This window comes from Streptomyces sp. SD31, from assembly GCF_052068475.1.
Classification (GTDB): domain Bacteria; phylum Actinomycetota; class Actinomycetes; order Streptomycetales; family Streptomycetaceae; genus Streptomyces.
On sequence record NZ_JBQHCX010000007.1, the window covers coordinates 457,517 to 473,534 of the forward strand.

Annotated in this window: 1 protein-coding gene; it reads left to right on the forward strand. The window is 72.9% G+C overall.

From position 1 onward, the window contains the following. Positions 1 to 17: 17 nt before the first annotated feature. Positions 18 to 16,018 (forward strand): SDR family NAD(P)-dependent oxidoreductase (locus ACTMVF_RS18125; protein ID WP_441272079.1); only part of this gene is annotated, 16,001 nt, incomplete at its 3' end.

Consider the following 16,018-nt stretch of genomic DNA (forward strand, 5'->3'; position numbering starts at 1 on the left):
GAAATGAGGACGGACCAGTGCAGGAAGAGCAGCAGGACAAGGTTGCCGACTACCTGAGGCGAGTCACCGTCGAGCTGCGCCGGGCTCGCGAACGCGTCCTCGAACTGGAACGCGACCGCACCGAGCCCATCGCGATCGTCGGCATGGCATGCCGCTTCCCCGGCGGTGTCAGCACCCCCGAGGACCTGTGGCGCGTGGTGGCCGAGGAACGCGACGTCCTCTCCCCGTTCCCCACCGACCGCGGCTGGGACTTGGAGACGTTGCGCTCCGGCGCCTCCCTCGCCACCGAGGGCGGCTTCCTCGACACGGCGGCCGACTTCGACGCCGACTTCTTCGGCATCTCCCCGCGTGAGGCGCTGGGCATGGACCCGCAGCAGCGCCTCATGCTGGAGGTGGCCTGGGAGGCACTGGAGCGGGCCGGCCTCGACCCGGCCGCGCTGCGCGGCAGCCAGACCGGCGTGTTCGTCGGCACCAACGGCCAGGACTACGCCGACCTGGTGTCCGTGGACGGCGACGGGCACGCCTCCACCGGCCTCATCGCATCCGTCCTCTCCGGCCGCATGTCCTACACCTTCGGCTTCCAGGGCCCCGCCGTCAGCGTCGACACCGCCTGCTCGTCGTCCTCGGTCGCCCTGCACCTCGCCGCCCAGGCGCTGCGCGGCGGCGAATGCTCCCTCGCCCTGGCCGGCGGCGTCACGGTCATGGCCACGCCGCACGCCTTCGTCGAGTTCACCCTGCAGCGCGGACTCGCCGCCGACGGCCGCTGCAAGGCCTTCTCCGACGCCGCCGACGGCACCGGCTGGTCCGAGGGCGCCGGCGTCCTCGTACTGGAACGCCTCTCGGACGCGGTGCGCAACGGGCACCGGGTGCTGGCGGTGGTGCGGGGTTCGGCGGTCAACCAGGACGGCGCGTCCAACGGCCTGACAGCGCCCAACGGCCCGTCGCAGGAGCGGGTGATCCGGCAGGCGCTCGCCTCGGCCGGCCTGTCCGCCGCCGAGGTGGACGCGGTCGAGGCACACGGCACCGGCACCGCTCTGGGCGACCCGATCGAGGCCCACGCCCTCATGGCCACCTACGGCCAGGACCGCGACGCCGACCGCCCGCTGCTGATCGGCTCGGTCAAGTCCAACATCGGCCACACCCAGGCCGCCGCCGGCGTCGCGAGCGTGATCAAAGTCGTGTACGCCATGCAGCACGGGTTGCTGCCGAGGACGCTGCACGTGGACGCGCCGTCGTCGCACGTCGACTGGTCGGCGGGTGCGGTGGAACTGCTGACGTCCGCCACGGCCTGGCCGGAGTTGGGGCGCCCGCGTCGGGCCGGTATCTCGTCGTTCGGTGTCAGTGGGACGAACGCGCACGTGATCCTGGAGGCGGCGCCTGCGGAGGAAGCGCCCGAGCGCGGGGCAGGTCCTGTGCACGGGGTGCCGTGGATCGTCTCGGCCAAGTCCGAGGGGGCGTTGGGCGAGCAGGTCGAGGCGGTGCGGGGTGCCGAGGGCGATGCCGCCGACATCGGGTTCTCCCTGCTGACCTCGCGGTCGTTGTTCCAGCACCGGGCTGTGGTGCTTGATGGCGTGGAGATCGCCAGGGGTGTGGCGGGGGAGCGGCAGCTTGCGGTGCTGTTCTCCGGGCAGGGGTCGCAACGGCTGGGCATGGGCCGGGAGTTGTACGAGCGGTTCCCGGTGTTCGCGTGGGCGCTGGATGACGTGCTGGCTCATCTGGACCCGGCGCTGCGCGGGGTGATGTGGGGCGAGGACGAGGAGCTGCTGAACCGGACCGGTTACACGCAGCCGGCGTTGTTCGCTTTCGAGGTGGCGCTGTACCGGCTGGCAGAGTCCTTCGGTGTGAAGGCCGCTCATGTGGCCGGTCATTCGATCGGTGAGATCGCGGCGGCGCATGTGGCGGGTGTCCTGAGCCTGGAGGATGCGGCGAGGCTGGTGTCGGCGCGGGCGTCGTTGATGCAGGCGTTGCCGTCGGGTGGCGCGATGGTGGCGATCGAGGCGACCGAGGAGGAAGTCGCCGAGCATATCGGCGAGTTGGCGTCCGTTGCTGCCGTCAACGGGCCGTCCTCGGTGGTGATCGCGGGTGACGAGGCTGAAGTCGAGCGAATCGCCGGACACTTCGGTGACCGCAGGACCAAGCGGCTGAAGGTCTCCCACGCCTTCCACTCGCCGTTGATGGAGCCGATGCTGGACGACTTCCGCACGACGGTCAGTCAACTCACCTTCCACACGCCGGCGATCCCGTTCACCGCCAGTGGGGATGTGACGGACCCGGAGTACTGGGTGCGCCATGTCCGCGAGACGGTCCGTTTCCACGACCACGTCACCGCGTTGGGCGCGAAGGCGTTCCTGGAGATCGGCCCCGACGGCGTACTCTCCGCGCTCGTCGCGGGCGCCGTGCCCGCGCAGCGCAAGAACCTGGACGAGGCGACTGCCTTCGTCACCGCTCTGGCCCGCCTGCACGTGACAGGCACCGCCGTCGACTGGACGCCGTTCTACGAGGGTGGCCGCCGTGTAGACCTCCCCACCTACCCCTTCCAACGTCGGCGCTACTGGCCCTCTGCCTCCGGCCGCGCGGTCGACGCCTCCGGGCTGGGCCTGACCGCCGTCGAACACCCGCTGCTCGGCGCGGCGGTCGAGGTCGCGGGCGGTGACGGTGCCCTGTTCACCTCGCGGCTGTCGGTGAGCACGCACCCGTGGCTCGCGGACCATGTCGTGGCGGGCCGGGTGCTGTTCCCCGGCACCGCCTTCGTGGAGCTGGCGCTGCGGGCCGGCGACGAGGTGGGCCTGGACCGGCTGGACGAGCTGACCCTGTCGGTGCCGCTGGTGCTGCCGGAGCGCGGGTCGATCCAGGTACAGGTTGCCGTCGGGGCGCCGGACGGCACCGGGCGCCGCCCGGTCACGGTGTACTCGCGGCTCGACGCCGACACCCCCTGGCTGGAGCACGCCACCGGGTTCCTCGCGGCGGGCACCGTCCACGACGACTTCGACGCGACCGCGTGGCCGCCGCCCGGGGCCGAAGCGGTCCCCGTGGACGGGTTCTACGAGCGCTTCGCCGACGCCGGTTTCACCTACGGCCCCGCCTTCCGGGGCGTGCGAGCGGCATGGCGGCTCGGCGACAGCGTGTACGCCGAGGTCGCGCTGCCGGAAGGCACCGGCCCCGGTACGGACGCCGACGCGGCGGCATACGGACTGCACCCGGCGCTGCTGGACTCGGCGCTGCACGCCGCCGAGTTGAGCCCGGCCGGCGGCGGTCTGCCCTTCGCGTGGCAGGGCGTGTCCCTGCACGCCACAGGCGCGACCACGCTGCGGGTACGGATCCGGACCCGCGACGAGTCGGTCTCCGTGGCCCTCGCCGACGGCACCGGAGCCCCGGTCGCCTCGGTCGACTCCCTGGTCACCCGCCCGCTGCCCAGCGGCGACCTCGGCACCTCGATCGCGCGCGAGGCGCTGTTCCACGTCGACTGGACGCCGGTCGAACTGCCCGCCGAGGGCGCCGCCGACGTCGTACTCGAACACCTCTCGGCGCCTTCGGACGACGTCGTCGGCTCGGCGCACGAGATCACCAAGCGGGTCCTGGCGAAGATCCAGGAGTGGCTCGCCGACGAGCGCCCCGAGCGTCTGGTATTCGTCACCCGTGCCGGTGACCTGGCCGCCTCCACCGCGTGGGGTCTGGTGCGGTCGGCACAGGCCGAGCACCCCGGCCGGTTCGGCATCATCGACTCCGACTCCGACTCCGACTCCGACACCGACTCCGACACCGACCTCGATTACGACTCGGATTCGGTTGAACTCGTCGCCCGGGCCATGAGCCTCGATGAGCCTCAACTACGCATCCGCGGTGGCGAGGTAGCCGCTCCGCGCCTCACCCGCCTCCTCCCGGACGACACCCCGGCGGGCGTCCCGGCGGGCACCCGGCCCGAGTGGGACGGCCAGGTGCTGATCACCGGCGGCACCGGCGGGCTCGGCATGCTCGTCGCCCGCCACCTCGTCACCGCGCACGGCGTGCGTGACCTGCTGCTGGTCAGCCGTCGGGGGGAGGCGGACACCGCCGAGCTGGAGGCGCTGGGCGCGCGGGTCGTCGTCGAGGCGTGCGACGTCGCCGACCGGGACGCCGTCGCCGCGCTGCTGGCACGGCACGAGGTGCGGGCCGTCGTGCACACGGCGGGCGTGCTGGACGACGGTGTCGTGGAGTCGCTGACCGGCGAACGTGTCGACACGGTGCTCGCGCCCAAGGTGGACGCGGCCTGGCACCTGCACGAACTCACCACCGATCTGTCCGCCTTCGTCGTGTTCTCCTCCGTCGCCGGCACCCTCGGCACCGCAGGACAGGGCAACTACGCGGCCGCCAACACCTTCCTGGACGCCCTCGCCGAACACCGCAGGGCGGCCGGGCTGCCCGCGACCTCGCTGGCGTGGGGCCCGTGGCTGGCGGGCATGCTGTCCGGCGCCGACGCCGACCGCATGGCCCGTACCGGCATCCCCGGCATCACCGCGGAGCAGGGCGTCGAACTGTTCGACGCCGCCCTGAAGGCCGGTGCGACGGCCGGTGCGGCGGCCGTGGTGCCGGTGCGCCTCGATCTGCCGGTGCTGCGCGGACGTGGCGAGGTCGCACCGATCCTGCGCGGCCTGATCCGGGTCCGCGCCCGGCGCGCGGTCGCCGGTTCGGACACCGCCGCGTCCCTCGCGCAGCGGCTGGCCGCACTGCCCGCCGAGGGACGGCGCGAGGCCGCGCTGGACCTGGTGCGCGGCCAGGTCGCGGCCGTGCTCGGCCATGTCGGCACCGACGAGATCGACCCCGGCCGGGCCTTCCAGAGCCTCGGCTTCGACTCGCTGACCGCTGTCGAACTGCGCAACCAGCTCACCACCGCGACCGGCCTGCGCCTGTCCAGCACCCTGATCTTCGACTACCCGAACGCCGGCGCGCTGGCGGACCACCTCCTGGACGAACTGTTCGGCACCGACGCGCCGACGCCGGACCTGCCCGCCGTGGCCACCGCGTCCACCGCCTCCACGGCGGCCCTGTCCGACGACCCGATCGTCATCGTCGGCATGGCCTGCCGCTACCCCGGCGGCGTCGCCTCCCCCGAGGACCTGTGGCGCCTCGTGTCCGACGGCGTCGACGCGGTCAGCGGCTTCCCGACCAACCGCGGCTGGGACGTGGACGCGCTCTACCACCCCGACCCCGACCACACCGGCACCTCGTACACAAGGTCCGGTGGCTTCCTGCACGACGCGGGCGAGTTCGACCCGGCGTTCTTCGGGATGTCCCCGCGCGAGGCACTCTCGACCGACTCGCAGCAGCGCCTGCTGCTGGAGACCTCCTGGGAGGCACTGGAGCGCACGGGCATCGACCCGCTGACCCTGCACGGCAGCCGCACCGGCGTGTTCGCGGGCGTCATGTACACCGACTACTCGGTGCTGATCAGCGGCTCGGAGTTCGAGGGCTACCAGAGCATGGGCAGCGCGGGCACCTTCGCCTCCGGCCGCGTCTCCTACACCTTCGGCTTCGAGGGCCCGGCCGTCACCGTCGACACCGCCTGCTCGTCCTCCCTGGTGGCACTGCACCTGGCCGCGCAGGCGCTGCGGAGCGGCGAGTGCACGCTGGCGCTCGCCGGCGGCGTGACGGTGATGTCGACGCCGTCGACCTTCATCGAGTTCTCCCGCCAGCGCGGCCTTTCCGCCGACGGCCGCTGCAAGTCCTTCGCCGACTCGGCCGACGGTGTGGGCTGGGCCGAGGGCGCCGGCATCGTCGTACTGGAACGGCAGTCGGACGCCATCCGCAACGGTCACCGGATCCTGGCCGTCGTCAAGGGCTCGGCGGTCAACCAGGACGGTGCGTCCAACGGGCTCACGGCGCCGAACGGTCCGTCGCAGCAGCGCGTCATCCGGCAGGCTCTCGCGAGCGCCGGTCTGTCCACCGCGGACGTCGACGCCGTCGAGGCCCACGGCACCGGCACCACGCTGGGCGACCCGATCGAGGCGCAGGCGCTGCTCGCCACGCTCGGTCAGGACCGCGATGCGGACCGGCCGCTGCTGCTGGGCTCCGTGAAGTCCAACATCGGGCATACCCAGGCCGCCGCCGGTGTCGCCGGTGTCATCAAGATGGTCATGGCCATGCGCCACGGGTTGTTGCCGAGGACGCTGCACGTGGACGCGCCGTCGTCGCACGTCGACTGGTCGGCGGGCGCGGTGGAGCTGCTGACCTCCGACACGCCATGGCCTGAGGTGGATCGGGTACGTCGGGCCGGTATCTCGTCGTTCGGTGTCAGTGGGACGAACGCGCACGTGATCCTGGAGCAGGCGCCCGCGGCGGACGTCCCCGAGCCCGCGGCCGGCCCTGTGCGCGGGGTGCCGTGGATCGTCTCGGCCAAGTCGGACGAGGCGTTGAGCGAGCAGGTCGGGGCGCTGCACGGCGTTGAGGGCGACGCCGCCGACATCGGGTTCTCCCTGCTGACCACGCGGTCGCTGTTCGAGCACCGGGCGGTGGTGCTGGACGGCGAGGAGATCGCCAGGGGAGTGGCGGGCGGCGGCAAGCCCGTGGCCGTGCTGTTCTCCGGGCAGGGGTCTCAACGGCTCGGCATGGGCCGGGAGTTGTATGAGCGTTTCCCGGTGTTCGCCCGTGCTCTGGATGAGGTACTCGTGCATCTCGACCCGGCGCTGCGGGGGGTGATGTGGGGCGAGGACGAGGAGGCCCTGAACCGGACCGGTCATACGCAGCCTGCCCTGTTCGCCTTCGAGGTCGCGCTGTACCGGCTGGCGGAGTCGTTCGGCGCGAAGGCCGGGCACGTTGCCGGTCATTCGATCGGTGAGATCGCGGCGGCGCATGTGGCCGGTGTCCTCAGCCTGGAGGACGCGGCGAAGCTGGTGTCGGCGCGGGCGGCGCTGATGCAGGCGCTGCCGCCCGGGGGCGCGATGGTGGCGATCGAGGCCACCGAAGAGGAAGTCGCCGCGCAGCTCACCGAGTTGGTGTCGATAGCGGCCGTCAATGGCCCGTCTTCCGTAGTGATCGCGGGCGATGAAGCCGAGGTCGAGCGGATAGCCGAAGGCTTTGCTGATCGCAGGACCAAGCGGCTGAAGGTCTCCCATGCCTTCCACTCGCCGCTGATGGAGCCGATGCTGGACGACTTCCGCACGGTCGTCGGCCAACTCGCCTTCCACGCCCCGGCGATCCCGTTCACCGCCAGTGGGGATGTGACGGACCCGGAGTACTGGGTGCGGCACGTCCGCGAGACGGTCCGTTTCCACGACCACGTCACCGCGTTGGGCGCGAAGGCGTTCCTGGAGATCGGCCCCGACGGCGTACTCTCCGCGCTCGTCGCGGACGCCGTGCCCGCCCAGCGCAAGAACCTGGACGAGGCGACCGCCTTCGTCACCGCTCTGGCCCGGCTGCATGTCACCGGCGTGCCGGTCGACTGGACGCCGTTCTACGAGGGCGGCCGCTGTGTAGACCTCCCCACTTACCCCTTCCAGCGCCAGTACTTCTGGCCCGAGCCCACGCCCAGGACGGACGTCACCGCCGCCGGCCTCGGATCCGTCGAACACCCCCTCCTCGGCGCTGCCGTGGAGCTCGCCGAAGCGGCCGGGCATCTCTTCACGTCGCGGCTCTCGCTGCGTACACACCCGTGGCTCGCCGACCATGCCGTGCGCGGCGAGGTGTTCGTGCCGGGTGCCGCCCTGGTGGAGCTGGCGCTGCGCGCGGGTGACGAGGTCGGCTGCGACCGGGTCGAGGAACTGACGCTCGCCGCACCGCTGGTGCTGCCCGCGCGCGGGTCCGTGCAGGCGCAGGCCTGGATCGGTGCGGAGGTGGACGGCCGCCGTTCGTTCACCGTGCACGCGCGGCCCGAGGACGACGTCGACGGGCCCTGGACGCCGCACGCGACGGGCACGCTGGCCGTCGGGACGGGCGGCAGCGACTTCGACGCGACGGTGTGGCCGCCGGCCGCCGAGCCCGTCGAGGTCGACGGCGCGTACGAGCGGTTCGCGGACCTCGGCTTCGAATACGGCCCGCTGTTCCAGGGCCTGCGTGCCGTGTGGCGCGCGGGCGACACCGTGTACGCCGAGGTCGGGCTGCCGGACGGCACCGACGTGCGGGGCTTCGGCCTGCACCCGGCGCTGCTCGACGCCGCCCTGCACGCGGCGCTGCTCGTCGACGGCGGCGCCCGGCTGCCGTTCTCATGGGAGGGCGTGTCGCTGCACGCCACCGGCGCCTCGTCGGTACGGGTGCGACTGACCCGGGGCGCCGACGGGTACGCCATCGCGCTGGCCGACACCACCGGCGCGCCGGTCGCGAGCGTCGACGCCCTCGTCGTACGGGAGGACACGGCGGCGGCGCGGGCCGCGGGTCCGGAGCGGGACGCGCTGTTCCGCGTCGACTGGGTTCCCGTCGATGTGCCCGTCGAGCCCGCGACCGGGGTCGTCATCGAGCCCGTCATCGCCGTCGCCGAGGAAGGCGTCGTCGAGTCGGTGCGTCGGCTGACCGCGCGGGCGCTTGAAGCGATGCAGCAGTGGATCGCCGAGGAGCGGCCCGAGAAGCTCGTCTTCGTCACCGGTGCCGGGTGCCTCGCCGGGGCGGCCGTGCGCGGCCTGGTGCGGTCGGCACAGACCGAGCACCCGGGCCGGTTCGGCATCATCGACACCGACAGCGGCACCGTTGAATCCGACACCGGCTCCGACGAACTCGTCGCCCGGGCCCTCGGCATCGACGAACCCGAACTGTCCATCCGTGACGGCGTGGTGCGCGCCGCCCGGCTCGCCCGGGCCACAGCGGGGGAGCGGGAGGTCGCCTGGGAAGGGCCGGTGCTCATCACCGGCGGCACCGGCGGCCTCGGCGGGATCGTCGCCCGGCACCTCGTCGACGATCACGGCATCCGCGACCTGGTCCTGGTCAACCGCAGCGGCAGCCGGCCGGAGTGGGTGGACGGGCTGGACGCCGACGTCACGGTGGTGGCGTGCGACGTCGCCGACCGCGAGGCGCTCGCCGCGCTGCTGGCGGAGCACCCGGTCCGCTCCGTCGTGCACGCGGCCGGCACCCTCGACGACGGGGTCGTCGAGTCGCTGACCCCCGACCGCCTGGACACGGTGTTCGCGCCGAAGGCCGACGCCGCCTGGCACCTGCACGAACTCACCGAGGACCTCTCGGCGTTCGTGGTCTTCTCCTCCGTGGCGGGCACCATCGGCAGCGCCGGCCAGGGCAACTACGCCGCCGCGAACGCGTTCCTCGACGCCCTCGCCGAGCACCGCCGGGCGGCCGGCCTGCCCGCGCTGTCGCTGGCGTGGGGCGCCTGGGAAGGCGGCATGGCGGGTGCGCTGCCCGAGGCGGACGTCGAGCGCATGCGCCGCGCCGGGCTGCCGCCGATCACCGTCGGGCAGGGCGTCGCACTGTTCGACGCGGCACTGGCGAGCGACGAGGCCGTTCTGGTCCCGGCGCTCCTGGACCTGTCGGTGCTGCGGGCCCGGGGCGAGGTACGGCCGCTGCTGCGCGGTCTGATCCGTACCCGCGCCAAGCGTTCGGTCGCCGGGTCCGAGACGGCCGTGTCGCTGGTGGCGCGGCTGTCGGCGCGGGCGGACGCCGAGCGTCTCGAAGCGCTGCTGGAGCTGGTGCGCGGCGAGATCGCCGGGGTGCTCGGGCACGCCGGAGCGCACGCCGTCGACGCCGAGCAGCAGTTCGCCGACCTCGGCTTCGACTCGCTCACCGCGGTCGAGCTGCGCAACCGTCTCGGCACGGCCACCGGGCTGCGGCTGCCGGCCACGCTGATCTTCGACTACCCGACCGCCGCCGTCCTCGCCTCTCACATCAAGGGCGAGCTGTTCGGCACCGACGCACCGGCCGCGCTCGTTCCGGTCGCCACGGCGACCCCGGCCGACGACGACCCGATCGTGATCGTCGGCATGGCGTGCCGCTACCCCGGTGACGTCACCACCCCCGACGAACTGTGGCAGCTGGTGCTGGGCGGCACCGACGCGATCAGCGGCTTCCCGGCGAACCGCGGCTGGGACCTGGACGCCCTCTACCACCCCGACCCCGACCACCTGGGCACCTCGTACACCCGCTCGGGCGGCTTCCTGCACGACGCGGCGCTCTTCGACCCCGAGTTCTTCGGCATGTCGCCCCGCGAGGCGCTGGCCACGGACACCCAGCAGCGGCTGCTGATGGAGACGGCGTGGGAGGCGCTGGAGCGGTCCGGCATCGACCCGGTCGCGCTGAAGGGCAGCCGGACCGGTGTCTTCACCGGCCTGATGTACAACGACTACCAGTCCCTCCTCGGCGGCGGTGACCTCGAAGGCCACCAGGGCCAGGGCAGCGCGGGCAGCGTGGCCTCGGGCCGCATGTCGTACGTGTTCGGCTTCGAGGGTCCGGCGGTCACCATCGACACCGCCTGCTCGTCGTCGCTGGTCGCGATGCACTGGGCGATCCAGTCGCTGCGCAGCGGCGAGTGCGATCTCGCGCTCGCGGGCGGTGCGACGGTGATGTCGACGCCGTCGACGTTCATCGAGTTCTCCCGCCAGCGCGGCATCTCCGCGGACGGCCGCTCCAAGGCGTTCTCCGACTCCGCCGACGGCGTGGGCTGGGCCGAGGGTGTCGGCCAGCTCGTCCTGGAGCGGCAGTCCGACGCCCTCCGCAACGGGCACCGCATCCTCGCCGTCGTCCGCGGCTCCGCCGTCAACCAGGACGGTGCGTCGAATGGTCTGACGGCACCGAACGGGCCCTCGCAGCAGCGCGTCATCCGCCAGGCCCTCGCCTCCGCCGGCCTCACGACGGCGGACGTGGACGCCGTTGAGGCACACGGCACCGGCACCCCGCTGGGCGACCCGATCGAGGCGCAGGCCCTGCTCGCGACCTACGGCCAGGACCGCGACGTACCGCTCTACCTGGGCTCCGTGAAGTCCAACATCGGGCACTCCCAGGCCGCCGCCGGTGTCGCCGGCGTCATCAAGATGGTGCTCGCGATGCGGCACGGTGTGCTGCCGCGCACCCTGCACATCACCGAACCCTCCTCGCACATCGACTGGGAGGAGGGCTCCGTCGAACTGCTCACCGAGCAGACCGCGTGGCCGGCGGCCGACCGCCCCCGTCGCGCCGGTGTCTCGTCGTTCGGTGTCAGCGGCACCAACGCGCACGTCATCCTGGAGCAAGGCCCCACCGTCACCGAAACCCCGTCCCCGCGCCCCACGGACGGGGGCGTCCCCAGGCTGGTGTCCGCCAAGTCCGAGGCCGCGCTGCGCGAACAGCTCGAACGGATCAAGGGCCTGGACGGCGATCCGCTGGACATCGCCCACTCCCTCAACGGCAGGACGACATTCGCGCACCGCGCCGTCGTCCTCGGCGACGGCCCGGACGACACCGTCACCGGCCGGGCCGACATCAGCGGCCGCACCGTGTTCGTGTTCCCCGGGCAGGGCTCCCAGTGGATCGGCATGGGCCGTGAACTCCTCGGCTCCCACGAGGCGTTCACCCGCCGCCTCACCGAGTGCGCCGAGGCGCTGCGGCCGTACGTGGACTGGTCACTGCTCGACGTCCTGCGCGACGAGCAGTCCCTGGAACGGGTCGACGTCGTCCAGCCCGTGCTGTGGGCGGTGATGGTGTCCCTCGCGGAGGTGTGGCGCTCGTACGGCGTCGAGCCCGACGCCGTCGTCGGCCACTCCCAGGGCGAGATAGCCGCCGCGGCCGTCGCCGGAGCCCTGAGCCTCGACGACGCCGCGCGCATCGTGGCGCTGCGCAGCCAGGCCGTCGACGAGGCGCTGTCCCGGCGCGGCGGCATGCTGTCCGTGTCGCTGCCCGCCGACCGGATCCGGCCGCGCATCGAGAAGTACGGCGACCGGATCGCCGTGGCCGCAGTCAACGGCCCCGGCTCCACCGTCGTCGCCGGCGAGGTCGCCGCGCTGGAGGAGATCGTCGCCGACTGCCGGGCCGAGGACATCCGCGCCCGCATGATCGCCGTGGACTACGCCTCGCACACCCCGCAGGTGGAGGAGATCCGCGAACGCGTCCTGGCCGACCTCGCCCCGATCACGCCCCGCACCGGTGACGTGCCGTTCTACTCGACCGTCACCGGCACCCGTATCGACACCGCGGGACTCGACGCCGAGTACTGGTTCACCAACCTGCGCCACACCGTGGAGTTCGAGCGGGCGACCCGCGCCTTGCTCGCCGACGGCCACCGCTTCTTCGTCGAGCCGAGCGCCCACCCCGTCCTCACCGTCGGCATCGAGCAGACCCTGGAGGCCGAGGGCGTCGACGCCGTCGCCCTGGGCACCCTGCGGCGCGGCGAGGGCGGCCGACGACAACTCCTCACCGCCCTGGCGCAGGCGCATGTGCGCGGCCTGACCGTCCGCTGGGACGACCTGTTCACCGGCGGCACGACGGTCGACCTGCCCACCTACGCCTTCCAGCGGCAGCGCTACTGGCCGGCCACCGTGACCGGCGCGGGCGACGCGACGGGCCTCGGCCTCACCGCGGTGGCGCACCCGCTGCTCGGCGCGGCCGTCGACCTGGCCGGCGCCGACGGCGTGCTCTTCACCAGCCGCCTGTCCCCGGGCACCCACACCTGGCTCACCGACCACGCCGTCGGCGGGCGGGTGCTGCTGCCCGGCACGGCATTCGTGGAACTCGCGCTCCGCGCGGGCGACGAGGTCGGCTGCGACCGCCTCGACGAACTCACCGTCTCGGCGCCCCTCGTCCTCGACCACGCCGTCCAGCTCCAGGTCTCCGTCACCCCACAGGAGACCTCGCAGGAGACCCCGCAGGACAACGGCCGCCACCGCGTCGCGATCCACTCCCGCCCCGACGACGACACACCGTGGACCGAACACGCCTCCGGCACCCTGAGCGACGGCGCGTACACCAGCGACTTCGACGCCACTGTCTGGCCGCCGACCGGTGCGGAACGCGTCGACATCGAAGGCTGCTACGACACCTTCACGGACCTCGGCTTCGAGTACGGCCCCGTCTTCCAGGGCCTGCGGGCCGTGTGGCGGCGCGGCGACGAGGTGTTCGCGGAAGTGGCGCTGCCCGAAGGGGTGGAGCCCGGCACCTTCGGCATCCACCCTGCCCTCCTCGACGCCGCCCTGCACGCCGCGCTGCTCACCCGCGACGGCGCCGGACTGCCCTTCGCCTGGGAGGGCGTGTCCCTGCACGCCACCGGCGCCACGACCCTCCGGGTACGCCTCACCCCCCGGGCCGACGGCATGGAGCTCGCCTTCGCCGACACCGAGGGCGGCCCCGTCGCGTCCGTCGAGTCCCTCGTCGTACGCCCCCTCGCGCAGACGCCGCTCGACGACATCCACCGGGACGCGCTGTTCCGCGTCGACTGGACGCAGGTCACGCTGCCCGACGCCACATCCGCCGACGTCGCCGACGTCGTGGTCGAACAGGCCCTGGGCGCCGATGACACCGGCGACCCCGACGACGTGATCGGGTCCACGCATGCCCTCACCACCAGGGTCCTCGGCCTGCTCCAGGAGTGGATCGCCGAGGAACGCCCCGGCAGGCTCGCCGTCGTCACCCGCCACGGAGACCTCGCCGGGCAGGCGGTGTGGGGCCTGGTGCGCTCCGCGCAGACCGAGCACCCCGGCCGGTTCCAGCTCATCGACATCGACATCGACACCGACATCGACTTCGACAGCGACGCCGACTTCGCCGCCGTACCGCCGCAGGCACTCGCCTGCGACGAGCCGCAACTGCGCCTGCGCGACGGCAAGGCGTACGTGCCGCGCCTCGCCCGCGCCGCCGCCGCACAGGAAGACATCGCCTGGGAAGGGCCGGTGCTCGTCACCGGCGGCACCGGCGGCCTCGCCGGCGTCATCGCCAGGCACCTCGTCCACCGGCACGGCATCCGCGACCTGGTCCTCGCCAGCCGCAGCGGCCGTACCCCGGAGTGGGTCGCCGAGCTCGACGCGCACGTGGACGTCGTCGCCTGCGATGTCGCCGACCGGGACGCACTCGCCGACCTCCTTGCCCGGCACGAGATCCGCTCCGTCGTGCACACCGCGGGCGTGCTCGACGACGGCGTCGTCGAATCGCTGACGCCGGAGCAGCTCGCCACCGTGCTCAGGCCCAAGGTGGACGCGGCCTGGCACCTGCACGAACTCACCGCGGACCTCTCGGCGTTCGTCGTCTTCTCCTCCGCCGCCGGACTGCTCGGCGGTGCGGGTCAGGGCAACTACGCGGCGGGCAACGCCTTCCTCGACGCCCTCGCCGAGCACCGTCGCGCCCTCGGACTGCCCGCCGTCTCGCTCGCGTGGGGCACCTGGGACTCCACGGCCGGCCTCACCGGCACCCTCACCGACGCCGACCGCGAACGCCTCGTGCGCGCCGGAATGCCGCCGCTGTCGGCCGAGCAGGGCACGGCCCTGTTCGATGCTGCCCTCGCCACCGCCGAACCGGTCCTGCTCCCCGCCCGCCTCGACCTCGCGACCCTGCGCGCCCAGGGAGACGTCCCCGCGCTGCTGCGCGGCCTCGTCCGCACCCGGATTCGCCGCACCGCCGCCGGCTCGGCCGCCGCGTCCGGCCTGGTGCAGCGCCTGCGCCCGCTCGGCGACGCCGAACGGATCGACGCGCTGACCGACATCGTCCGCACCCAGGTCGCCGCCGTCCTCGCCCACGCCGACGGCACCACGTTCGACGCCTCACGGGCCTTCCGCGACCTCGGCTTCGACTCACTGACCGCCGTCGACCTGCGCAACCGCCTCGGCAACGTCACCGGGCTGCGGCTGCCGGCCACACTGGTCTTCGACTACCCGACCACCGCCGTGCTCGCCGAGTTCCTGCGCGACGAGCTGTTCGGCAGCGACCAGGCCGCGGCCGTACGCGTGCACACCGCCGTGGACGACGACCCGATCGCCGTCGTCGGCATGGCCTGCCGCTTCCCCGGCGGGGTCACCACCCCGGAGGAGCTGTGGCAGCTCGTCCTGGACGGCACCGACGCCATCTCGGAGTTCCCCGCCGACCGCGGCTGGGACCTGGACGCCCTGTTCGCGGCCGACGCCGAGACCGGCACCTCCGCGACCCGACTCGGCGGATTCCTGCACGACGCGGGCGAGTTCGACCCGGCGTTCTTCGCCATGTCACCCCGTGAGGCCCTCGCCACGGACGCCCAGCAGCGCCTGCTGCTGGAAACGTCCTGGGAGTCCCTGGAGCGAGCCGGCATCGACCCGCTCTCGCTGCGCGGCAGCGCGACCGGTGTGTTCGCGGGCGTGATGTACAACGACTACGCCCAGCTCCTCGGCACCGAGTTCGAGGGCTACCACGGCACCGGCAGCTCCCCCTCCGTCGCCTCGGGCCGCGTCTCGTACGTGCTCGGCCTGGAAGGCCCCGCCGTGTCCATCGACACCGCCTGCTCGTCGTCGCTGGTCGCCACCCACCTCGCCGTGCAGTCCCTGCGACGGGGCGAGTGCGACCTCGCCCTCGCCGGCGGCGTCGCGATCATGTCGACGCCGGCCACCTTCATCGAGATCTCCCGCCAACGCGGCGTCTCGGCGGACGGCCGCTCGAAGGCATTCTCCAACGACGCCGACGGCACCGGGTTCTCCGAGGGCGTGGGCATGGTCGTGCTGGAGCGGCTGTCGGATGCGGTGCGCAACGGGCATCGGGTGCTGGCGGTCGTGCGTGGGTCGGCGGTGAATCAGGACGGTGCGTCGAACGGTCTGACGGCGCCGAATGGTCCTTCGCAGCAGCGGGTGATCCGGCAGGCGCTGGCTTCCGCCGGTCTCTCGACTGCGGATGTGGATGCGGTGGAGGCGCACGGTACGGGGACGTCGCTCGGCGACCCGATCGAGGCGCAGGCCCTGCTGGCCACGTACGGCCAGGACCGTGACGTACCGCTCTACCTGGGCTCCGTGAAGTCCAACATCGGGCACACCCAGTCGGCGGCGGGTGTCGCCGGCATGATCAAGATGATCAAGGCCCTGGAGCACGGGGTGCTGCCGCGGACGTTGCATGTCACCGAGCCGTCGTCGCATGTGGATTGGGCTGCGGGTTCGGTGGAGTTGTTGACGTCGGCGGTGGAGTGGCCCGGTGG